Below are 22,478 nucleotides of genomic sequence, written 5' to 3'. Positions count from 1 at the left end.
AAGGCCGGCAGTCCATGTCCATCAACTTCAACTTGCATGAGGTCGCCGAACACCTGCGCTTGCCGGCATTGCGGCACTGCCGGCAGCTACTGGCGCGCTACTGGACGAACCGCTTTCCGGTTTAGAGAAATGTAGTGTCGGACCGGCTGGAACCACGGTCAGGCGGTCGCGCCGGTGCGCGCCGAGCCTCGGTCGAGCAGCTGGGCTGACGGACGGCTGCTGTGCAGGGGTGAGTTCTCCGGGTATGAAATTCGCCCGTCAGTTCGCCGATACCGGCACGGAGCGATTGCGTCACGACCCATTCGGTAGTATCGGATGTGAGACGTGGATGAAGGGCGCCTTTGTGCCCAGTATTGGAGCGGTTACCGGGTCTCTAGCCCTGGTCTCAGGACGGACTGGAAGATGACGGCGAGCGGATCGGATAATTTGCCCTTCAGCGCCCCGATCACGACAATACGCCATGGAGGGCTCTCAGGCATATCTTCGGCCGAGGCCATTGCGCCGAATCACAAAACAGACGTTCGCATGGCTGCCAGTGAGTCACCGCGCGATCGCCGAGGAAGCGAACGTGGAGGTAGAAAGCGGCGCATATGCGGCGCCTGAGTCAGATACTCATCAAATCGACCGCAAATTACTAACTCTTCCCGGCAAGGGTTGCTCAGTCGCCTGCCTTACGTCGAGCGAGCCTCTGACGGGCGCTTTAACTCACCATACTTCACGCATTCAGTCGTAGCCTGTGTCGCCCTGAACGACCTGAGGCCTTAATTGTGGTCTGCCACCCTTACCGCAGAGGGTCGGGCGGCTTCGACCAACACCTCGAGTTGAGTAGGGCCGCGTGGCGGGCGGCCCCGGTCACTGGGGCCGCGAGCGGGATGTCCTGCGCTTCGGTGACGACGTGGCGCATTGCACTGGGTCGGAGCTTATGCGCCCAATCGCGGTAGCGTTGGCAGAACTGTGGGCGTAACGGTACTCGCCAGACACTGCGGACGGGCGCGCGCTGCCACCGAACTAGTTCGAGCATACGAAGCTAGTTGCAACATTCTGATCGCCGCCGACATATTTTGGCCACTGTGGATATTCGCACAATGGTCGGGTACGTCCAGCGGCTGGCGGAGCGAGGTCGGTGATCGTCAGGTTGTGGGGCTCGACGCCTTTGGTGACCCAATTGTCCAACACCGTCAGACCATCGTATGAACCGTTGAACTGTCCGCCGCCACCGTGCGCCGCGCCCGGCACCAAGTAAAATTTCAGAAATTGATCAAGCGGCCCCTGCCCGAACCTGGATACCAGACGGTTATAGTAGTCAGTTGACAGTTGCGCTGGAATGAACTGGTCAGCTTGTCCGTGTTGGAGAATGATCTTGCCACCGCGACTTTGGAATTGAGTCAAGTCAGTGCTCGTGCTATCCATGAGCGCGCTCACCGCCTGGACGCGCGCGGCTAGCGGTCCCGGGCTGGTAGGGTCGAAATTGAGAATGCTCGAGCCAGGATCGCGAGCGACCGCAAATCGGAGCATGTCGTTTGAGAACGTGTAATAAAACGCGCTTTTTCCGAGAACCCCGGGTTCGATTGTCGCATCGGTGGCGGACGCGCCCCAAGCCAACGGGTTTGACCAAAAGTCCGCACCGGCGAATGCGTTGTATGCTGGAAAGGTTTGAATTCCGTTCGCCAGAGAAAAGCTAAAGTTAAGCGATGTCCCAGCGGTGGCCATTGTATTGATTTGCGCGTCGGACAGGCACGTGTCACCGGTGTCGACTCCGCCGGGGCAGCGAATCAGCGTTGGATCGAACACGCACGCTGAAGGGTTGCTAATTATGCCGTCAGCCACGCCATCCAAAGCATCACATTTGTTCATGACCGCTGCGAGAAGTGCGTTGCCTTTAGCAGGGGGGACGTATCCTCCGGGCGCTAGGAGAGATTTCGAAATTCTCCCCATTTGCAGCCATAGTCCTGTAATTCCCGAGGCGGGAAATGTCGAGATGATACCGTCGTAGTCTTGTGGGAATCGCTGCGCCGCCATCAGCGCTTGTCGTCCGCCGCTCGATCCACCAATAAAATAACTGTGCACGAGGGCCGAGCCATAACGTTTCTTTGCGATGTACGCTGCAAAATCATGCGTCTTCTTAATGTGGTCGCCTCCGTAATTAGCGAGCGCCTCATCGTTTTCTGCGAATGAGCCATCGAAGAGGGTTCCCTCATGCCCACTGTCGCTCCCTAGAGTCACGTAACCTCTGCGCAACGGCGTTGTGACGCCTGCTGGCTCTGCGCCGGCTACGAAACCATCGAGCGGGGAGCCCTCAGTAGCGGGGATCGTGCCGTCAAAACCCCCGCCACCAAAGTGAACAGATTTACCATTGAAGTTAGTCGGAAGGTCAACCTCGGCATGAATATCGGGCGCGTTGAAATCCACCGGATGAATACTTCCGAGTACTTTGCAATACTCACCATTTGTATTACGAGGATCTGTATCGGCAACGAGCGTGGCGGATACGACAGTGGCACCGGTTGTCGGTAATCCGATAGAGGAGGCGGGAACCGTCATGCCAGCCAACGCACTACACATCGCAGCCGACGTCTGCGCCGCAGCGACGTTTGCCGGCGCGGAGTCATGGCCGCCGCAGCCGGATATGGCAATAGTTGATGCCGCTAACAAAGCACGCGCAATTGCCGAGCTTCGGCCGCTTGTTAACCGATTTCTCATTCTGGTCTCCGTATATTTATTGCCGCCATACTGACTTTCTGATTCCTAGCAGTCTTTGCTCTCCTGTGCTGCTATTCTCGTGAGGTGTTAATCCGGAACTGGCCACCATATGCCTGGAATTTCGGGCACGCTTCGCTTCTCCTACAGCAGCGATCAAGTGCGTGGCCGTCACGGGATAAAGTCCGGGTACTGCCTGCAACCGGGCGCGACACTCCTCTTCCTTTGCCAAAGGCGATTGCAGTGTCAGCCTGGTTGGAGCCTCAATCCATGTCCGTCGACATCAGTTTGAATGAGGTCTGTGGACAGGCGGCTCTTTCCTCGCTTCGACGGTCTTTGCTCCCCGGCTCAACCGATCGCGGTTGTGATAAAGCAGGCCCCTCGATCGCGTACCCGAACCGTACGACGTAGAGGAACGGCTGTCGGAGTAGCTTCAGGGTACGGGCGGCTCAGACGATCTCAATTGCCAAGGCCGTGGCCTCGCCTCCGCCGATGCACACGGTTGCCACGCCGCGCCTGGCACCGCGCTGGCGAAGTGCGGCCAGCAGCGTCACGACAAGACGGGCGCCGGTAGCGCCGATCGGGTGACCCAGCGCGCAGGCCCCGCCATGCACATTCACTCGCTCGTGCGGCAGCGACAGCTCGCGCATCGCCGCCATGACCACCACGGCGAAGGCCTCATTGATCTCCCACAGGTCGACATCGTCAACCTGCCACCCCACCTTGGTGAGCAGCTTCTGGATCGCACCCACGGGCGCAGTAGTGAACCAGGCGGGCTCCTGTGAGTGGGTGGCATGCGCATGGATAACGGCCAGCGTTGATAAGCCACGCTCGCGTGCGGTGGACTGGCGCATCAGCACCAACGCCGCTGCACCATCGGAGATCGAACTGGAGTTCGCTGCCGTGACGGTGCCGTCCTTGCCGAAGGCGGGCTTGAGGGTGGGGATCTTGTCCAGTTGCGCCTTCGCTGGCGCCGCGTCCTCGTCGAAGAATTTCTCGCCGTTGCGGCCCGGCACGGCCACCGGCGTGATTTCCCACCGGAACAGGCCGTCGCGCTGCGCCTGCTGCGCGCGCAGCGTGGAGGTGGCAGCATAGGCGTCTTGCTCCTCACGGCTGAAACCGAAATGGCGCGCACAGTCCTCGGCGAACGTGCCCATCAGGCGGCCATCGGAGGCGGAGCCGTAGTGGTCCTCCAGCCCGTCGAAGAACATGTGGTCCAGCACCAGGCCGTGCCCCAGGCGCTGGCCCGAACGGGCCTTGGGCAACAGGTACGGCGCGTTGCTCATGGATTCCATGCCGCCGGCCACCATCACGCGTTGACTCCCGGTCAACAGCAGATCGTGCGCCAGCATCGTGGCTTTCATGCCCGAGCCGCACACCTTATTGATCGTGGTGCAGCCCGCCGAATGCGGCAACCCGGCGCTCAGCGCCGCTTGACGTGCGGGCGCCTGGCCCAGGCCGGCGGGCAGCACGCAGCCCATCAGCATCTCGTCTACGGCCTCAGGCTGCAGCCCGGCCCGATGCACTGCGGCACGGATCGCGTTGGCACCCAGCTGCGGCGCTGTCAGCGAGGCGAAGTCGCCCTGGAAGCTACCCAGCGGCGTGCGTGCGGCACCGACGATAACGACGGGATCATTGGAAGTCGAAGAGGTAGGCATGCGAGTCTCCATCCGCCGCTTCATGGCGGCGTTGCAAGCGGGTGAACAAAGGTTTCGTCGCGGAGGAATTCAGTTGACCACATTCGGGTCCGGCGACTGAGGCCGACCGCAGCAAGCGGCAGCAGGCATCATGATGAGTGCGCCGGACACTGGGTCACTTGGCTGCCATGCGGATGCCGCCATCAAGGCGAATCACCTCGCCGTTGATGTAGGCGTTTTCGAGGATGTGCTGCACAAGGCTCGCGAACTCGTCAGGCCGTCCGAGGCGCGCGGGAAAGGGGACCATCTTCCCAAGCGCGTCCTGTACCTCCGTGGGCATGCCTTTGAGCATGGGCGTCTCCATGATCCCAGGCGCGATAGCGACGACGCGAATGCCATGGCGCGCCAATTCACGCGCGATAGGCAGCGTCATCGCGACCACCCCGCCTTTCGAGGCGGCGTAGCCCGCTTGCCCGATCTGGCCATCGAAGGCCGCGACTGACGCGGTGTTAATGATGACTCCGCGCTCGCCATCGGAGTCGGGCATGTTTTCGGCCATGCAGGCCGCGCCCAGCCGCACCATGTTGAAGGCGCCGATCAGGTTGATGTTAACAGTGCGCGCGAAACTCTCCAGCCGGTGCGGGCCTTCGCGGCCAAGCACTTTCTCGGCGGGCGCCACGCCGGCGCAATTGATCAGGCCATGCAGCGTGCCGAAGGTGTCGCGGAACGCGGCCAACGCATCCTCCGCGCTGGCCGCGTCGGATATATCAGCCTTGGCAAAGTGGACATTGGGGCCCAGTTCCGTCGCCAGCGTGGTACCGGCGTTCTGATTCAGGTCTACGAGCAGCACGCGAGCGCCGCCCGCTACCAGGCGGCGCGCCGTCGCCGCGCCAAGCCCTGAGCCGCCGCCCGTGACGACAAAACCTTTATCTTGAATCTGCATTTCTGTCTCCTGATTGATGGCCCCGACGCGCGACGCACGGGGGCGGCAATTGCGGCCAGCACGAAACCAGAACTTGTGGGTGAGCCCTGAAGCGTCTTGCGACATGACCGGCACGCTGCCGCGCAGCCTCCGCCGACAAGCTACGTTCTCGACTACCTACTGGCTGGTCATCGTAAGCGGCAGGCTGGGATACTTCCATGCCCATAGACTTCTTCACGCATGAGCCTTTCGGACATATCGAACGGGTCGTCCTTCCGCTCGATAGTGATCGTCAGCTGATAACTACCGGCGGCCGGCCGTCTCACGTTTCAATTGGGCCTCGCAGCGATTAACATCAGTGCACCTCTGTAGGCCGGACCTGACTATGAATGACACTCGAGACAAGGGCACAACTTCCATCGGCCTGGTGCGTGAAGCGATTCTTGTCGCTACGCAACGTAATCTGGATGTGGCGGCCGCGCTGCAGCACGCCGGTATCGCGGCAGAATTGTTGAATGCTCCGAGAGCACGCGTGCCCGCATTAGCTTTTTCGCGCCTGTGGACGGCTCTGGCCGACTTGATGGACGACGAATTTTTCGGTCTGGATAGCCACCCACTGCGCCGGGGCAGTTACGCTCTGATGTGCCACGCAGTTCTGCATGCTGCAGACCTGGGACACGCGCTGCGTCGCATGCTGAAGTTTCTGCGCGCGGTTCTCGACGACATCCATGGGGAGCTACGCTGTGAGGGCGAGCATGCACTGATCCTCCTGCATGATGATGGGCCGACGCGCCGCCTCTTTGCCTACGGGACGTGGTTCATCCTCGTGCACGGCTTAGCGTGTTGGCTGGCACGCAGACGGATTCCGTTGATCGAGATGAGATTTCGCGCTTCCGCGCCGATGGATGACAGCGACTACCGCATGCGCTTCTGCGAGGAGGTGACGTTCTCCGCAGACGAGACCCTGATCCGGTTCGATCGCAGTTTCCTCGACCTCAAACTGACGGAGACGGAAACGAGTCTGCGCGCATTCCTGGAGAATGCACCAGCGAACATCCTGGTGAAATACCGCAACGAATCCAGCACGACCGCCCTGATAAGGCGCCGCTTGCGAAACCAGATCCCCGACGACTGGCCTGACCTCGACACGCTATCGCAGTTACTGAATCAGTCCTCGGCCACGCTGCAGCGCCGCCTGCTGGCCGAGGGGACCAACTACCGGCAACTGAAGGACGAATTGCGCCGTGACATCGCTATCGACCTGTTTTCGACCAGTTCTCTCACGGTCGCGGAGGTCGCTGCACGGACTGGATTTCAGGAGACCAGCGCATTTCACAGGGCCTTCAGGAAGTGGACTGGGGCCAGCCCCGGAATGTACCGCCATGGCAGGGCGACCTCTTCAAGCTCAGGAGGAAGCGCGGCATGACCGAATGTCCCAACAGTTGCGGCTCATGCTGCAGATGATGCGATGAGTGCGAGCACCGCTTCATATTCGGCGCTTGCGTACTGGCTTGCCCGGATGCCCTTCCAAGTGTCAAGCAGCACGCCGGGCGCGGGCCGGCGGCGAAACCATGCCATCGTCAGCGCATCGGTCACGGAGCTCCGCCGTCATGTGCTTACCGCGGATGCGTACGCGAGAACCGAGGCACATCACGCCTGTTGTCGTGCGTCGCGAGCAATTGTCAGCCATGCCTTCGTCAGCGAGGCAATAGGCAATGAAATACATCGTGCTGTTCCACATGTGAATACCGGCCTGCGAGGGCTGGCCGGGGATAGGGTCGTGGCAGCCTGCAATGTTCTGTGCAGCTCCGACTGACCCAACTCCCCAACCATCGCCAACCGCCACAGGTATTGGGTTGGACCGGTCAGTGGCCGGCCAGCGTCACCGATGTCGTCAGCGCGTTCGTATCACGCGATGACGCGCCGGCGATCAATTGATACGCTCCGCCGTTCAGTTTCCAGGCGTGCTTCGTCACGTCCCAAGTCGACAGCAGTTTTGCGGGCACGGAGACGCTCACCTGTTGCGACTGTCCGGGCTGCAACGTAACTTTCTGCCAGCCCACGAGCCGTTTCGGCGGCTCGCCGAGCCCAACGGGCAGCGTTGCATAGACCTGGGCCGTTTCCGCGCCGGCGCGGGCGCCGGTGTTCTGGACCGTGAAGGTTACGGTCACGTCGCCGGCGCCATCGGTGCTCGCGCTGATGCCCGAGTAGCGGAACGTCGTGTAGGACAGGCCGAAGCCAAATGGGAAGAGCGGCTGGATCTGCTTTGCGTCATACCAGCGATAGCCCATCATCAGCCCCTCGCTATAGTTGACGGTCAGGTTGGTGGCCGAGATCGCCGGTTGGGGCAGATCGGCATCCTGCTGTGGGAAGGTGATCGGCAGCTTGCCCGACGGGTTCACTGTACCGAACAGCAGGTCGGCGATTGCCTGGCCGCCCTGCACCCCCGGGTACCATGACTCAAGCACCGCGTTCACGTTGCCAATCCACGGCATCAGCACCGGACTGCCGTTCTCCAGCACCACAACCACGCGCTTCGCTTTTGCCGCGACCGCAGTGATCAGCGCGTTCTGGTCATAGCTCTGGTTGTACGGATCCACCACGTTGTTGGGCAGGCTCAGGCTCTGTAGATCGAACCCTTCACCTTCCCACTGAGTGGCGAACACGATCGCGACGTCAGCCTGTGCAGCGGCGCTTGCCGCGGCGTTTGCGTCTGTGCCGTCAAGGTAGGTCACGCTTGCGTTCGCTGCCTGTGCCTTGATCGCCGCAAGCGGCGAAGACTTGTACCAGGTCGCACAGCCGCCGAAAATAAGGCTTGCAGGCTGCTGGCACCCAGACACCGCATTGCCGTTGATCGCGGGCGTCCCGCCCGAGCCAGCGCCCGATAGCACACCCGTATCCGCATGCCCACCGATCACGACAATCGACGACAGGCTCGCCCCACTCAGCGGCAGGACCGGCTGCTGCGCGCCGGACGGCGCGGCGTTCTTCAGCAGCACCGCCGACTGCTGCGCGACCTGCAGCGCGAAGGCGTTACCCGCCGCCTGATCGATCGTGCCGCCCGACGTGGGCGGGGAATCAAAGACTCCATACCGGATCATCGTGCGCAGCTTGCGCTGCACCATGTCGTTCAGGCGCGCCATCGGCACGCTGCCCGCCGTGACCGCGGCCTTTAGCGCTGAGCTGAAGTACGAGGTGAAAGTAATGCCAGGAAGACTGCCAGCCGCACTGCCGAGGTCGCCGGGTTCTTCCTCATCGAGCCCGGCCAGCGCAGCGGCCACCGTGCTGTGATTTGCGGCCCAGTCGGACTGCACGACTCCCTTGAAGTCCCACTCGTTCTTTAGCACCGTCGTGAGCAGATACGGGTTCTCGCATGCATAGATGCCGTTCACCTGGTTAAACGAACACATCACGTTACCCGGCTGCCCCTGCGTCACGCCGATCTCGAAAGCGAGCAACTCGGTTTCGCGCATCGTCCGCTCGTCGACCACCGAGTTGCTGGTGAAGCGGTTCGTCTCCTGATCGTTCATCGCGTAATGCTTGATGGTCGCAATGACTTTCTGCGACTGCGTGCCGGTTGTGCGTGCCGCGCTCATCGTGCCTGTCAGGACCGGATCTTCGCCCATGTATTCGAACGTCCGGCCATCACGCGGTTCGCGCGCCAGGTTGACCCCCCCGCCGAGGCCTTCGCCATAACCCAATACGCGCAACTCGGTCGCGATTCGTGCACCATAGGCGTTGGCGAGCTGCGGATCCCAGCTCGCCGCGAGCGCAACGGGCGCCGGCAACGCCGTCGCACCAACGTTCGCAATGTTCACCCCACCGGCCGAGTCCGCCATCGCGAGCCCAGGAATCCCGAGTCTGGGAACGCCCGGAATGTATCCAGCACCATCCACCCCTGGCGGAAAAGGTCCTCCGAGGCCGAAAACCGGAAAACCAGTGCCGTGCACCAATTGGACCTTTTCGTCGGTGGTCATCTGGGCGACGAGTGCGGCGGCCCGCTGATCGGCGACCGTGTCAGGATCAGTTGGCGCGTTGATGTCGTCGCCGCTGCCGCATGCAGCGATCATAAGGGCGACAGCGCACGCGACAGCCGTTGCGACGCAGGGGAAAAGCAGCCTCTTCTTCATTGTCGTCTCACTCCAGTTTATGTCTGATTCCGACTACGAAATATATGGCCTGCATCCGTCCGGTCCGTTTCTCAATCGACGCGACAGTTCACCCGCTGGCCGGCCGGATCATCCGGTCACGGCAGGATCGATTCAAACCGCCAGAATTTGCACGAAAAAGTACGACAACCCCTTGATAAGGATTGCAAGGTTAGGTGGCCCAGGGCGTCGCTCGCCGAGGTGCACCCGACGAGCGTGCAGCACTGCTTGTCGTCGCCCTGGCGCAGCAATAATGTGCATCCGCTTGCCAGTCTGTCCGACTAATGGCGATCGGCTTTTCAATCATTGTGTCATCGCGTTCGCTTGCTGATTCCGAGCCATTCGTCGCGCAGTCTGTTTTTCAGTATTTTTCCTACTCCAGATAGCGGCAGTGGCTCGGTGCGGATGTCATATCCGCGTGGCACCTTGTAGCCTGCAATGTGGGCTCTGCAGTGGGCGTCCAGTTCGGCGGGGGTTGCGACGGAGCCGGGTTTGATGACGATAACGGCATGCACTCGCTCACCCCAACGCTCATCCGGCACCCCGATCACTGCGCATTGGCTGACCGCCGGGTGCATGCTCAAGGTCTTCTCGACTTCGGCGCTATAGATGTTCTCGCCGCCGCTAATGATCATGTCCTTAATGCGATCTGCAACAAAGAGAAACCCTTCTTCGTCCATGTACCCCGCGTCACCCGACCGCAACCAACCATCCTTGATCGTGTCCGACGTTCTCTCTGGGTCCCGCCAGTAGCCCCGCATGACGGCAGGGCCGCGGATCTGGATCTCGCCTACAGTCCCGGTCTCGCAGAGGCAGCCCTGCTCATCGACGATCCGTATCTCGAAGCTTGACGTCGGTTGTCCGACTGACGTCAATTTCCCTGCTTTCGGACCGCTCGTTGAATGCCACTCCGGTAACAGGCATGTGCATGCGCCGCTGCACTCTGTCATGCCGTAGAACTGTTGAATTCGCACGTCGCGAAAAGCATTGAGTACCCGATCTAGCAACTCCTGCGAAATGGGTGCTGTGCCATAAGAGATGGTTCGGACCCGCCTGAGCAAGCTATCGTCACGCTCCGGTGCGTCAAGAAGCATTGAAAGCATGGTCGGCACGAGCTGAAGGTGCGTTATGCCGTCGGTGCGCAAGCGCGAAAAGACCTCGGCAGCACTGAAATGCGACAGGAAACTGTGGGCCCCTGCAGCCAGGGTTACGCCAAGACCAATGCCAAAGTCGGCAAGGTGGAATAGCGGCGTCGTATGAAGGTAGACCGTCTCACTGTCATGGTGCAGGTCGCGCTGCATGTTTGATGCCGCGAATGCCAAGTTCGAATGAGTCAGTTCTACGCCTTTGGGAAGGCCCGTTGTGCCACCGGTATAGAAGATGCACGCGAGTTCATCTAAGGCCACCTGGGCGTCGTCAATCGGTGAGGCGGCAAGCATGTCGCTGCGGCGATCTTCGTCCACGACGATAACGCTGCGGAGCGGTCCCACAGCCTCACGGGTGCGCTCAGCCGTCGCGCGAAAGCTATCGTCGGTAAGAAGAAAGCGAGCTTCGGAATGTTCGAGGATATAACGCAGTTCGTCGTAGGCGAGGCGGGTATTCAGCGGTACCAATACGCCGCCGCCCCACCACACCGCAAGCATCAATTCAAAGTAGAGCGGTGAATTCAACGCGAGCGTTGCTACGCGGTCGCCGGGCCGTAGTCCCGCAGCGTTAAGTGCGGAAGCGAGTGATGCGATTCTCCTGGGCATTTCGCGCCAGGTCGTTCTTTCGGTACCACTGATAATGGCCCATCCATCCGGCCGTACAGTTGCGGCACGGCGGATTGCGACAGTAAGCATGAGCGTGCCTCCGTTGTGTAGTGTGGTGGATGGGTTGGGCGAACCTCACGTCGACCATTCCGATCTCGAGTTTGCATTCGCAGATCGGACTCGCGCGCAAGGTGGTAGAAGCGATTGCGCGCACGATCAGGTTCGCCTCGTCCGCGGCTTAGCCGTGTTAAAGCTCGGCGCGCGCGAACCCGATGATGTAAAGAAATTAAAGCACGGCGATGTGAAAAAGTGAACGGCTATTCATGCAGTGTTTACCCTGCCGACGCCTGTCATGCAGACTAGTAAGCCGGCCATCGCCGGATCGCAACGTTCGGGTAAACTAGGGATGAAGCGAAATTTACTTCTGTGCGAAGATCGGCTTTAATCTCATCAACGCCGACCTTTTGAGGTTCAACCATGAGTCATCCACAGCGGAGCATCGGCACAGGTCAGCAGGCAGAGCGGGATAGCCTCACCGGTGAGGCATTGTCTGCCAGTGAGTTCAGAAGGGCGATGGGGCGGTTCGCCAGTGGCGTGACAGTGCTCAGCGTTTCGCATGCTGGCGGTGTGCGCTCAATGACTGTAAATGCCTTCATGTCCGTTTCCCTCGACCCGCCGCTCGTGGTGGTCTCCATTGCGCGTACCGCCGGTTTCCTGGCGTTCTTGAATTCTACGGATGCGGGCTTCGGCATCTCATTTCTTTCTTCAAAACAGCTTGCGGAGTGCACGCATTTTGGAGGTAAGCCCTCTGACACGTTAGACCCGAGATACGACTGGTATCGCAATGTGCCGGTGCTCCAGAATTCTCTGGTTCAATTTGCAGTAAAAGTTCATTCCACCTTGGACGCTGGAGACCACCGGCTGATCGTGGCTCAACTGCAGTGGATGAAAAGCGCTGAAGGCAAACCGCTGCTTTTTTACGGCGGCAAGCTCGGTATCCACCATTGGCAAGAACCCGTGGTCACTGAGATGATGCTCGACTTTGACAGTTGGGGCTGATGAATCTGCTTCTTAACTTGAGCCTACAACCCTACAGGAGTAAAAATGTACGTTTCGAACGCCAAGAGAAGACTTGGTAGGGCGGATTTGTCCTTTCAGGATCTCATCAAACAAGTAAAAGAACTGCGGCCACTGATTGAAGAGAGCGCGCCAAGCAATGAAGCTCGCGGAATGCTGGCACCTGCGGTGGTCGATGCCTTCGCCGAAATGGGTCTGTTCGGATACTTCGCGCCGAAGGAAGCGCATGGGTGGCAGTTGTCCCCAGTAGAGGCATTGGAGTTGATCGAAACGGTTGCCGAGATGGACGGCCCCACCGCCTGGGTTTTGTTTGCAACCGGGCTGTGTACATCTGCGGCCGGCGCTTTTCTGGGTGATTCTGCGGTGGAGGCGATGTTTGGTAGTGGACTGACCGTCGCGGCCGGGCAAGGGATCCCGAATGGGAAAGCAACCGCTGTCCCCGGGGGCTATCGGCTCACAGGTAAATGGAGTTACGGCAGCGGTATTAAGCATGCCCATTATGTGCACGCTGGTGCGATCGTCTATGAAGAAGGGCGTCCGCGAACGTTGCGCAATGGAACGACAGAGACGCTTATTCTGAACGTGCCAAGGGAAAATGTAAATTTTCACGATAACTGGGATGTTATAGGGCTCCGAGCGACCGGCAGCATTGACTACTCAATAGATGATGTCTTCGTCCCTGAAGATTTCTGCTACACGGCACGCGTGGTTGAACCCCTACGCGGCGGGTGGACGTACCGGACTGGAGCCATTGGCATCGGCACCGCCGGGCACACTGCATTTGCTCTCGGCCAGGCCAAGCGCATCCTTGATGAAACCGCCGCTTTAGCACGTGCAAAGGCTGCAATCCCGAATTCAATTGCTAGCTCGTCGAGTTTCCTCGAAGGATACGCATGGATGGAAGCGAGGGTCAAAGCGGCACGCGCGCTGGCGTTCGAGACCTGGGCGAGCGTCGAAAAGTCTCTTCGCGAGGGAGAGCCTTTCACAACCCGGCACGTCACGCTGATCAGGCTTGCATTGAATCATGCAACGTGGACGGCTGTGGAAGCATGCGACTTTGCCTTCAAGGCGGCGGGCGGTGTTTCGCTGAGAAATGGAATCATCCAGCGGATCTACAGGGACATGCACGCCGGTTCCCAACACATCACCTCGTCGCCCGTGATGCTCAGCGAGTGCGGCAAGGAATTGGCTGGATTGGCACCGGGCAAGCAATGGAGCTTCTTGGGACTTGTTGATGCCGTTGCTGAATGACATCCACCAAAATGTGGCTCGAAACTGCGGCCGCTGGAACGGAGCAACCGGTCCAGAGCGCTTAACGCGAGCCGCCATCGTTCGGTACAGTCGTGTTGCAGGTGGCTTTACCCCAAGGCCCGAATGACCGTGGCCTCGAGTGGGTGGCTTAGCCGTGAGTAGGCCATTTACATCGGATTTTTCAAACCGTCTCTTGGAGCGCAGCGCTGCGTAAAACGATGTCGAATTTGAGACCTGAGGCTGCGCCACCGCTCACACCTGAGTATCTCGCAGAGATCCGAGGAATTCCAAGGACACTGTCTCCGGAGAGCTTTCAAGCGTCGCTCAGGCTTTGCGCACCGCTCCACTCACACGACGTGGGAGCGCCGTACGGTCCGGTTGCTCTAGATTTGCGCTATGGACCCGATGACCGGCATTGTCTGGATCTTTATCGCGCAGTCGATGCAATAGGACCGAGCCAGCCGCTCGTTCTTTTCATCCACGGTGGTGGGTTTGTCGCTGGGAACCGCCGCATACCAGGAAGTTATCTTTATTCCAACGTTGCTGCGTGGGCCACTTCTCATGGCTTCGCGGCTGCATTAATGTCGTACCGTTTAGCCCCTTTAGCCCAGTGGCCAGCGGGTGCCGAAGATATCGAGCGAGCGATCGATTGGCTGGCCGACAATTCCGGGCGACTCGGCATTTCAACCGAACAGTTGGTCGTCGTCGGTCATTCAGCAGGCGCAACGCATCTCGCTTCTTGGCTGTCCGGCCATCATGGTCAAACCCCTGATTCGTCAGCCGTCCGTGGGGCCGTGCTCATTTCAGGTATCTTTGCCCCCTCGTTGCTTCCTTTTCAAGGCGCGCTCGCTTATTACGGCGACGATTTAACGCCAAGCCGCTATTCAACAGTCAATGGCATCGGTGCGACTGAAGCTCCTCTGTTGCTGGTCGCGGCCGAATTGGATCCGCCGGAATTCATTAGCCAATGGAACATGGTGGTCAGCGCCAGAGCAGTGACACCAGGCGCTAAGACGGCGACGTTTCTTGTTCCAAACCAAAATCATTTCACGTCCGTCCAGCACCTCGGTGTCCAGTTGGATGACTTGGGCGCTGAGATGGCGAAGTTCGTGCAAAGTTGTGTAAAGCGGCTCGATTGAATTTCCCTACGCAGCACCCTCGTAAAAATGCCGGCTGACGAGACTGGTCGCCTGCAAGCGTCGGAGTCGATATCGCGGACACGGCGCAGCTATGACTGAATAGGTTTGCCTTGGCCTGCGACCGCTGGCCACCGGCCAAGGTTGCCGTTCCGCGACAAAGTGTTCTCTGCGCAATCCCCGGGATCGACTGGATGCCGCTGCGCCGGACAGAGAGCTCCGGAAAGTTCTGCAGGGTGTGGACGTCCGCAAGGAGTCCGCCGAGTGCGCTCGCCAGGCGCGCGGTCGTCCTGCTCGGGTTCAAATAATTGAACGCAGATTCACAATCAAAATTCTCGGTCTGGCGCCATGCGAGGAGTCCTCGATCGCCTGTCTGGCGAGTTCGATTTCGCCCAGGGCGGGTGGCTGCGCGCCCTAGCCTGGGCACGCTTGACGGCACCGCGCTTTGAAGGGAAAACCCTACGTGAAGCACCATTTACTTTCATTGGTGAATCATGGTTTACTTCTATCCAACGGACCTGCCAGCCTCATGGCCGTTAAGCGCAGAGCAATGCTCACGAGAGGCCCCGCTCAAGGGACATCACGTCATCGGATTGGCGTCAAAGGGATCACTTTTATGCGCCATGCCGCTGTCCGAATTGGGTTTGTCCGCACCGGGACCTACAACGGCAACGAACAAAGGGAACGAAGAAGTGATCGATTACGAGCTAGACAAGGATGGCATCGCATACATCATCTGGAACAACCCGGACGGTCCTGTGAACGTCAAGACCCCGGCGGCCATCGATGCGTTCGCACGCGCCGTCGACCGCGCGATCAACGATGACGCAGTGAAAGGGGCATTGATCCGGTCGGCAAAGCGCGACTACGTCGCGGGCGGCGACCTGACGGCGCTTTACGCAATCCAGACGCCGGAAGAAGCTCGGGCTATGGTGGCTCCGGTTGGCGCATGCCTACGCGCGATCGAGCGCACGTCCAAGCCGTTCGTCGCAGTCATCACGGGCTCGGCGCTTGGAGGAGGGCTCGAAGTTGCGCTCGCCTGCCACCGAAGAGTGGCAAGCGACGACGCGCGGGTGCAGCTTGGCTGTCCGGAAGTCAAACTTGGGCTGATCCCGGGTGCGGGTGGCACGCAACGGTTGCCGCGACTCATAGGAATCGCGCCCGCGACAAAGATGTTGCTTGAAGGGAAGCCCGTAGGCGTGCAGGAGGCACTCGGCTGCGGCCTCGTGGATGAGATCGTTCCCGCGGACCAGGCATTGGATGCCGCACGCAGGTGGGTGCTTGATCACCCATCAGCACAGCAAGCGTGGGATCGCGAAGGGTTCCAGTACCCGGGATTCCAGCCGCACTCGGCCGAAGGCCAAGCATTCTTCGCCAAAGCGTGCGCGGAGCGACAGCGCAAATCGCCTCCGGAAGATGTCGCGCCCCACGCCGTCCTGGAGGTGCTGCGGGAGGGATTGGCTGTCGACATCGATGCAGGGCTCGCGATCGAAGCCCGCCGTTTCGGGACGGTGGCGATTTCTCCCTCCGCAAAGAATCGCATTCGTACACAGTTCATCGCAACGGGCGCAGTCAGGAAAGCAGGCCGGTCCGGAGCCGGTGTGGCGACGTTCACTCCAACGCGCATCGGGGTCGTGGGTGCCGGGACAATGGGAGGCGGTATCGCTCTGGTGTGTGCCAGGTCCGGCATAGAGACCGTGCTCATCGACCGCACAGACGAAGAGGCGCGCAAGGGACTGGATCGCATCACCAAGACGCTGGACGCTGCAGTGGCGCGACAACTGATGGGGCAGGAGGAACGCGACGAGGCCCTCTCCCGCATCGAAGCCACGACGGACTTCGGGCGCCTCGAGGGATGCCAGGCCGTCGTCGAAGCAGTAGCGGAGATCGCGGAAGTGAAGAACGCGGTGTTCGGGAAGATTTTCGACGCGGCGGGTGCGGACGTCCTCGTGGCGAGCAACACCTCGACCCTATCGATCACGAAGATGGCCGAGACGGTTCAGACACCTCGAAACTTCATCGGCTTGCACTTCTTCGCCCCGGTGGACCGGATGGCACTCGTGGAAGTCGTGATGGGCAGTCAGACGAGCGCTGAGTCGCTCGCTCGCTCACAGTCCCTGCTGAAGTTGCTCGGTAAGACGCCTGTCGTGGTCAACGATGGGCCAGGCTTCTATACATCACGCGTGGTCGCGGCCTACTCGCGCGAAGCGCTGCAGATGCTGGGCGAAGGTATCTCGCCAGAGTTGATCGACAAAGCGGCGGCGATGGCCGGGTTCCCCATCGGACCTTTGGCCATGGGCGACCTCACTTCCTACGATCTGCTGAAGGACATCTTGACCAGCCTTGCGAAGGCCGGACGGGGCACGGCCGTGCAGTCGCAGCCGGCGCTCGATGTGATCGATCGGTTGCTGCGGGCTGGACGAGTTGGACGCAAGGGTGCCGGGGGCGTCTACAGCTATGGACCCACGGGCAAGACCGTGTGGGACGAACTCCCGTCGGTTTTCCCCCCGCAGCAGCAACAACCGAACGCGAGTGTGGTGATGGAGCGATTGCTGAACATGCAGTCTATCGAAACCTCGCACGTGGTCGCCGAAGGCATCGCGAGCGATCCACTCGCACTGGATCTGGGTGCGGTGCTTGGGTGGAGCTATCCCGCATTCCGAGGTGGCGTGCTGGCGCATATCGACCAGGTGGGGCTCCGCCAGTTCGTGAAACGCAGCGATGAGATGGCGACGGAGTTCGGCCCCCGCTACGTCGTTCCACCACTCCTGCGCGAGATGGCCGCATCGGGCGCTTCATTTCACTCTTCGCACTAGTCGGTTTTATCGGAAACAGGAGAAACAACTTGCCAGTCGTACAACTCAAAGCGGCCCGCGACTCCAGTACGAGCCAAGTCTATGTGCCGCCCCGCAGCCTCGTTGCCGACGGTTCCCTGCGGGAGCCGGACCTGATCGAAGTTCCCGCGCAGGGGCTGTTGTATAGCGCCACCACCTTCAATGGCCAGGCCTATGGGATCGTGGATCTCGACTGCGGCGCTCGTATCCAGGCCCTTCTTGCGGAAGGCACCGATCGTATCGGGGATCGCGTGATCGCGAAAACCGGTGACACCAACAATGAGACGAGATTCTCCCATGAATGACGTTTTTATCGCAGGCGTGGGCATGGTCCCGTTCGGCAATCACGGACCGGGCGTTGGCGTGAAGCTGGGGTGCGATGCTGCTCTCGCGGCATTGCAAGACGCCCATTTGACCTACGCCGATATTGACGCCGTGGTTGTCGGTACCGCGCATCCCCTGTCGCCGCGAGGAATCTTTGTCGCTAAAGAACTCGGGCTAACGGGCGTGCCAGTCCAGCACGTCACCAACGCATCCGCCACCGGGCTGTCGGCGATGCACTGCGCTCGGCAGGCAATTCTCTCGGGCGATGCACGACGCGTGCTCGTCGTGGGCATGGACTCGCCGCAAAAGGCAGTACCGGTAGAGGACATCATCGTGGCTGAAGGGAACTTGCCACCGGTCGTTTCGTTCGCACTCTGGGCCAAACGTCGCATGCATGAAGCGGGCACCACGCGCGAGCACCTTGCCGCCATCACGGCAAAGAATTGGAACTATGCGCGGGAGAACCCTTTCGCTGGCCGCCGCGCTCCCGAGCCGGTCACGATCGAGCGGGTGCTAGGCAGCCGCATGATTGCTGATCCGTTCACGTCGATGATGTGCACGCCTTGGGGAGAAGGTGCGGCCGCGGCCGTGCTGTGCAGCGACGACGGTTGGCCGGTGGGCGCGACGCAACCCCGGATACGTCTGGCCGGCAGCGCATTCGGAAGCGACGCGTACTCCCCTGAATTAATCCTCGAGGGCGCGATTGTGGGTCCGCCGGAACTTTCGCAGCGAACCGCGGCTCAGGCGTTGACCCAGGCATCAGTGAAACGCGCCGATGTGGACGTCGTGCAGGTGCACGATGCATTCGCCGTGGAGGAACTGATGTATTACGAACTCCTCGGGTTCTCCAAACCGGGCCAGACGGAAGCGTTAGTCGGCGAAGGGGCATTCGGACCCGCTTCGCGGGAGCGCTTTGGCCTGCCGGAGTTTTCAACCGACGGAGGACTGCTTGCGCGGGGTCATCCGGGTGGACCGACGGGCCTCGCACAGATTTGGGAAACAGTGCGGCGCCTGCGCGGCAAGGACCGTGTAGGCATGTGCCATCTGCTTGGAGCCGGCTCCGTCTGCGTGGTTCAGGTGCTGGTGCGCGATTAAGGATGCAAGTGCGATGAGTAGTGCTGCGTCTAATTTCGCATATTCAGTTGGTTAGCGGATTACGGCATTTCCGGGAGTGATGGGTCGGGCCGCAAAGCGCGCTGGTTTGTCACGGTGCCTTCCAAGGACTACGCGAAGGATTCAATTCCCTGTCCTACAAACTGCATCGCGGCTACGGCAATAGGATCCCGATCAAGGGAAATGAAGGAAGAGACGATGGCTAGCACAGGAAAATCTCTGCGGTTGATGGTCGAAAATTGGCTCGGACCGAATCGAGGGATGGCGGTTCGAGTCATCGAGTTCGGGCACTCCCGCTCACATCGGGGGGGCTATGTACGCGTCGAGGCACTTCGGCCGACGGGCTCGGTTTCAATGTTTTTCTTTCGCCACCGTGACGGAACATGGAACGTATTCCCGCCTAATCTCGAACGGCCTGCGATGGGTGTTTGCATGCATGCAGCGTGATTATCCTCCTGAAGTGCAATCCAAAGGATGTGCAAGCGAAGTCGGAGAAATTCGGCGTCAGCTATTGCTCGTGCCCCTGAGAGGTTTCGATAACTGTACGTCATTATCCAATAATGGAGACAGACGGTGCCAAGCATAGATGGAAGACCTGCCGGTGGCGCAGTAAGCGCGATAGCAGTCCCGCTCTCCACGAGTCGAGTCGGTCGTTTTCAGGCCATCGTCGTTCTGATATGTGTCCTCATCAATGCGGTCGACGGATACGACATATTGGTGATGTCCTTCGCCGCTCCAGCGATCGCGAAGGCGTGGTCATTGTCCAGCAGTCAGCTTGGGATGGCGTTCAGCGCGGGCTTGTTCGGTATCTTGATCGGCACCGTCGTGCTCTCGCCGTGGTCGGACCGGTTCGGGCGCCGTCCACTGGTCATCGGCTCGTTGATGCTGGTTACCGTCGGGATGGTCCTTTCCGCGCTCGCGCCGACGCTGAGAATCTTTTTGATGACGCGTGCGCTCACTGGAATCGGCGTGGGAGGGTTGCTTTCGAGCACCGCCGTGCTAGTGGCGGAATACGCGCCGGATCGGCGCAGGAGCAGCGCAATTAGCCTTCTTGGTGTCGGTTACTCGATCGGCGCGATGGCCGGCGGCCTCGTTGCGCGGTGGTTGTTGGAAACCTTCGGCTGGCGATCCAGTTTTCTCGCAGGAGCCTGCTTGTCAGCTTTCATGCTTGCACTGGCTGCCGCATTTCTGCCGGAATCGGTGGATTTCCTGCTGGCCAGAAGACCGAAAAGAGCGCTGCGGCTGCTTAACCGCATTCTGCGCCGCATGAAGTGCCATGAAATATCGGCGCTTCCTCCACGCGTCGCAACAGTGATGAAAAGTAGATCAGGCGTCGGGCGATTGCTTGATCGGAAGTACCGCACCAGGACTCTCCTTATCTGGAGCGCGTTTTTTCTGCATCTGATGGGTCTTTACTTTCTTCTCAGCTGGACACCGAAGCTTTTGGCCGTGTCGACCTCGACGCAATCCGTGGCAGTTCACGCAGGCGTTGCGTTGAACATTGGAGGAATTATGGGAAGCCTGGCATTCAGTGTCCTCTCTCCATTTTTCGATCTGAGGAAGCTAACAGTATTTCTGTTTGGGATAACCGCTATCGCAACGGTCTTATTCGGAAAGGGTATGACAAATCCTGCGCTGGTTCTGCCTCTTGCCGTTGCGGTGGGAATGCTTTCGTTTGGGGCGCTGGCAGGCATCTACTCGCTAGCACCGACTGCCTATGAGACTGAAAGTAGGGGGACAGGAGTGGGATGGGCGCTTGGCATGGGACGCGTCGGTGCCATGATCTCGCCGTTTGCCGCTGGAGTGCTGCTCGACACCGGCAGCGGCGGTCACGCGCTCTACACTGTTTTTGCCGTGCCCTTCGCGCTCGCCGCGGTGGCGGTTTTTATGCTCGGTAGATCCGGTCTTCAAATAGCAATGAAACAAGAAATCAGTCCCGGTTAAAGGCCTTCATTCGATTTCGGTGTCTTCGAGCATTGGCGGTCCCGAGATCGCGAGCGGCCGGTGCTCGAGGCGGTGGAACCGTGGGCCGCCTTCGCGGCAAAGGGTTGCATGGGCATGTGCCAGTCGCTCGGTCTCGGCTTCGGTTGCGCGACCTAGGTGCCTGTGCGCAAGTAGGCGATACGCCCTGCAATAGGTGAATGGCCGTTAAAGCGCTGTTGCGCGGCAGACGGTCGACCTCGTCATGTCATGAAAGCAAGATAGACATCGGGTAAATGCCAGGTAAATCGCGATTTACTTTTAGACATGGCCGTGGCTTACTTTAACCAGTCGCACATGGCCGGATCAAGGCGGCACCGACCGCCGGCGAAGCTTGCCGTCAACAAGGAGACAGACATGCATTTTCAAAACAAGGGTTGCTTAGGGGCTTTGACTGCCGCGTTGGTAGCGGCACTGCTCAGTTCGCATGCCATGGCAGAGAAACGCTATGACAGAGGTGCGAGCGACACCGAAATCAAGATCGGGCAGACATGGGCGCTCAGCGGTCCAGTCGCATCGGAGGCCTACGAAACGAAAGTGCAGGCCGCGTATTTCGAGCGCCTGAACGAGAAAGGCGGTATCAATGGCCGGAAAATCCGATTCATCACGTTGGACGATGGCTACAGCCCGCCGCGAACCATGGAGCAGACGAGAAAGCTGGTAGAGGAGGATGGCGTTTTGTTCATTGCCCTGCCTTTTGGGTCGCCGACCAATGCGGCAACTCAACGTTACCTCAACGCTGCCAAGGTGCCTCAGATCCTCGTGACGAGCGGAGGGTCTCGATTCGTTGACGCAAAGACGTGGCCCTGGACGACCGCCGCATTGCCCGCTTATCAACGGGAGGGCGCCATCTATGGGCGCTACGTTGCCCAGATGGCGGCAGACCCGGCTTCCTCCTTGCACGCTCCGAAGGTTGGAATCCTCTATCAAAACGATGATTTCGGCCGGGATTTCGTCAAAGGCGTGAAAGCGGGCATGGGCGCCAAAGCCGCCTCGCTGATCGTAAAAGAAGTGAGCTACGAGCCCACTGATCCAACGCTCGACTCGCAATTGATTTCGCTGAAGGCATCTGGCGCCAACGTCTTTATGAACTTCACCACGGGACGTGCAACGAGCCTGTCCATCCGCAGAGCATATGAAATCGGCTGGAGGCCGCTGCAGATCCTCGACTCGCCCTGGGCATCGATCGAAGCGGTGCTGAAACCCGTTGGCCTCGAAAAGTCCACAGGCATCATCACTGCGAGTTACTTCAAGGAGCCGAGCGATCCTGCCTACTCCAACGAACCCAGCATGGTGCAGTTCGTTGAGTTCATGAAGAAGTATGTGCCGGACGTAAATCCCCGGTCCAGGAATGCGGCCATCGCCTATTTTGATGCCTCGCTTCTGGCCAGAATCATCAAGCAATCCGGCGACGACCTCACTCGTGCCAACATCATCAAGCAGGCTACCAGTTTGAGCAAAGTAGCCAGTCCCTTCTTGCTGCCTGGGATCACCGTGAACGCCAGCGATTCGGATCGCGATCCCATCAAGCAATTCCAGATTGTTCGCTTTGATGGGACCAAATGGGTGCCGCAAGGCGCGCTTCTTTCGAATTGAAATACCGCGGCG

At 59.9% G+C, this 22,478-nt stretch carries 15 protein-coding genes and 1 pseudogene; 9 read left to right on the top strand and 7 right to left on the bottom strand.

Annotation, left to right across the window (positions count from 1 at the left end; genetic code table 11):
- Positions 1-1,008 precede the first annotated feature (1,008 nt).
- From OKW44_RS11490 to OKW44_RS11475, 4 genes are all read right to left on the bottom strand, one after another.
- The gene (locus OKW44_RS11490; protein WP_026226489.1) at positions 1,009-2,700 is read right to left on the bottom strand and encodes a tannase/feruloyl esterase family alpha/beta hydrolase; all 1,692 of its coding nucleotides are present in this window, start codon (positions 2,698-2,700) and stop codon (positions 1,009-1,011) included.
- A gap of 16 nt (positions 2,701-2,716) precedes the next feature.
- Positions 2,717-2,899, bottom strand: coding sequence for a transposase (locus OKW44_RS11485; RefSeq protein ID WP_429410867.1), 183 nt, complete (start codon positions 2,897-2,899; stop codon positions 2,717-2,719).
- Positions 2,900-3,146: 247 nt separating this feature from the next.
- Complete coding sequence (locus OKW44_RS11480) at positions 3,147-4,355, bottom strand: acetyl-CoA C-acyltransferase (RefSeq protein ID WP_018424259.1); 1,209 nt, start codon at positions 4,353-4,355, stop codon at positions 3,147-3,149.
- Between the two features lie 154 nt (positions 4,356-4,509).
- The gene (locus tag OKW44_RS11475; RefSeq protein ID WP_018424260.1) at positions 4,510-5,277 is read right to left on the bottom strand and encodes a 3-hydroxyacyl-CoA dehydrogenase; all 768 of its coding nucleotides are present in this window, start codon (positions 5,275-5,277) and stop codon (positions 4,510-4,512) included.
- Positions 5,278-5,641: 364 nt separating this feature from the next.
- Between OKW44_RS11475 and OKW44_RS11470 the strand changes: the two genes are divergently transcribed.
- On the top strand, positions 5,642-6,682 hold the full coding sequence (locus tag OKW44_RS11470; protein WP_018424261.1) for an AraC family transcriptional regulator: 1,041 nt from the start codon (positions 5,642-5,644) through the stop codon (positions 6,680-6,682).
- A gap of 6 nt (positions 6,683-6,688) precedes the next feature.
- Here the strand turns inward: OKW44_RS11470 and OKW44_RS11465 are convergent.
- The 3 genes and pseudogenes from OKW44_RS11465 to OKW44_RS11455 form a co-directional block, all read right to left on the bottom strand.
- A pseudogene (locus OKW44_RS11465) lies at positions 6,689-6,852 on the bottom strand (IS3 family transposase); the annotation flags it as partial.
- Between the two features lie 269 nt (positions 6,853-7,121).
- A complete protein-coding gene (locus OKW44_RS11460) occupies positions 7,122-9,386 on the bottom strand; it encodes a beta-glucosidase (protein ID WP_026226490.1) in 2,265 nt (754 codons plus the stop codon).
- Between the two features lie 329 nt (positions 9,387-9,715).
- Positions 9,716-11,245 carry a class I adenylate-forming enzyme family protein gene (locus OKW44_RS11455; RefSeq protein ID WP_035471779.1) on the bottom strand — a complete coding sequence of 510 codons (1,530 nt, stop codon included), beginning with the start codon at positions 11,243-11,245 and terminating at the stop codon, positions 9,716-9,718.
- 387 nt (positions 11,246-11,632) lie between these two features.
- Between OKW44_RS11455 and OKW44_RS11450 the strand changes: the two genes are divergently transcribed.
- The 8 genes from OKW44_RS11450 to OKW44_RS11415 all read left to right on the top strand — a co-directional run bounded on the left by OKW44_RS11450 (position 11,633) and on the right by OKW44_RS11415 (position 22,466).
- Positions 11,633-12,214, top strand: coding sequence for a flavin reductase family protein (locus OKW44_RS11450; RefSeq protein WP_018424266.1), 582 nt, complete (start codon positions 11,633-11,635; stop codon positions 12,212-12,214).
- A gap of 45 nt (positions 12,215-12,259) precedes the next feature.
- On the top strand, positions 12,260-13,483 hold the full coding sequence (locus OKW44_RS11445; RefSeq protein ID WP_018424267.1) for an acyl-CoA dehydrogenase family protein: 1,224 nt from the start codon (positions 12,260-12,262) through the stop codon (positions 13,481-13,483).
- Positions 13,484-13,872: 389 nt separating this feature from the next.
- On the top strand, positions 13,873-14,622 hold the full coding sequence (locus OKW44_RS11440) for an alpha/beta hydrolase (RefSeq protein ID WP_162634091.1): 750 nt from the start codon (positions 13,873-13,875) through the stop codon (positions 14,620-14,622).
- A 620-nt stretch (positions 14,623-15,242) separates the two neighbouring features.
- Positions 15,243-17,435, top strand: a complete 2,193-nt coding sequence (locus OKW44_RS11435; protein ID WP_162634092.1) for a 3-hydroxyacyl-CoA dehydrogenase NAD-binding domain-containing protein — start codon at positions 15,243-15,245, stop codon at positions 17,433-17,435.
- Positions 17,436-17,464: 29 nt separating this feature from the next.
- Positions 17,465-17,758: a PhlB family protein gene (locus tag OKW44_RS11430; RefSeq protein ID WP_018424270.1), complete on the top strand. Its 294-nt coding sequence runs from the start codon at positions 17,465-17,467 to the stop codon at positions 17,756-17,758.
- Positions 17,751-18,872: a thiolase family protein gene (locus OKW44_RS11425; protein WP_018424271.1), complete on the top strand. Its 1,122-nt coding sequence runs from the start codon at positions 17,751-17,753 to the stop codon at positions 18,870-18,872. Before OKW44_RS11430 ends, OKW44_RS11425 begins: the two co-directional genes overlap by 8 nt.
- A 591-nt stretch (positions 18,873-19,463) precedes the next feature.
- Positions 19,464-20,834, top strand: a complete 1,371-nt coding sequence (locus OKW44_RS11420; protein ID WP_018424272.1) for an MFS transporter — start codon at positions 19,464-19,466, stop codon at positions 20,832-20,834.
- Positions 20,835-21,227: 393 nt separating this feature from the next.
- The gene (locus tag OKW44_RS11415) at positions 21,228-22,466 is read left to right on the top strand and encodes an ABC transporter substrate-binding protein (protein WP_026226492.1); all 1,239 of its coding nucleotides are present in this window, start codon (positions 21,228-21,230) and stop codon (positions 22,464-22,466) included.
- The last annotated feature ends 12 nt before the right edge of the window (positions 22,467-22,478 follow it).

The sequence above is a fragment of the Paraburkholderia lebeckiae genome, assembly GCF_050436325.1.
GTDB lineage: Bacteria > Pseudomonadota > Gammaproteobacteria > Burkholderiales > Burkholderiaceae > Paraburkholderia > Paraburkholderia tuberum.
The sequence above is the reverse complement of the archived record's forward strand: the minus strand, read 5'-3'. Positions and strand labels throughout refer to the sequence as shown.

What these genes read in the sequence shown, in the direction of transcription:
- OKW44_RS11435 (WP_162634092.1), top strand. Translation starts at nt 15,243, where the DNA reads ATGCCGCTGTCCGAATTGGGTTTGTCCGCACCGGGACCTACAACGGCA.
- OKW44_RS11480 (WP_018424259.1), bottom strand. Translation starts at nt 4,355, where the DNA reads ATGCCTACCTCTTCGACTTCCAATGATCCCGTCGTTATCGTCGGTGCC.
- OKW44_RS11415 (WP_026226492.1), top strand. Translation starts at nt 21,228, where the DNA reads ATGCATTTTCAAAACAAGGGTTGCTTAGGGGCTTTGACTGCCGCGTTG.
- OKW44_RS11460 (WP_026226490.1), bottom strand. Translation starts at nt 9,386, where the DNA reads ATGAAGAAGAGGCTGCTTTTCCCCTGCGTCGCAACGGCTGTCGCGTGC.
- OKW44_RS11445 (WP_018424267.1), top strand. Translation starts at nt 12,260, where the DNA reads ATGTACGTTTCGAACGCCAAGAGAAGACTTGGTAGGGCGGATTTGTCC.
- OKW44_RS11455 (WP_035471779.1), bottom strand. Translation starts at nt 11,245, where the DNA reads ATGCTTACTGTCGCAATCCGCCGTGCCGCAACTGTACGGCCGGATGGA.
- OKW44_RS11450 (WP_018424266.1), top strand. Translation starts at nt 11,633, where the DNA reads ATGAGTCATCCACAGCGGAGCATCGGCACAGGTCAGCAGGCAGAGCGG.
- OKW44_RS11425 (WP_018424271.1), top strand. Translation starts at nt 17,751, where the DNA reads ATGAATGACGTTTTTATCGCAGGCGTGGGCATGGTCCCGTTCGGCAAT.
- OKW44_RS11470 (WP_018424261.1), top strand. Translation starts at nt 5,642, where the DNA reads ATGAATGACACTCGAGACAAGGGCACAACTTCCATCGGCCTGGTGCGT.
- OKW44_RS11475 (WP_018424260.1), bottom strand. Translation starts at nt 5,277, where the DNA reads ATGCAGATTCAAGATAAAGGTTTTGTCGTCACGGGCGGCGGCTCAGGG.
- OKW44_RS11490 (WP_026226489.1), bottom strand. Translation starts at nt 2,700, where the DNA reads ATGAGAAATCGGTTAACAAGCGGCCGAAGCTCGGCAATTGCGCGTGCT.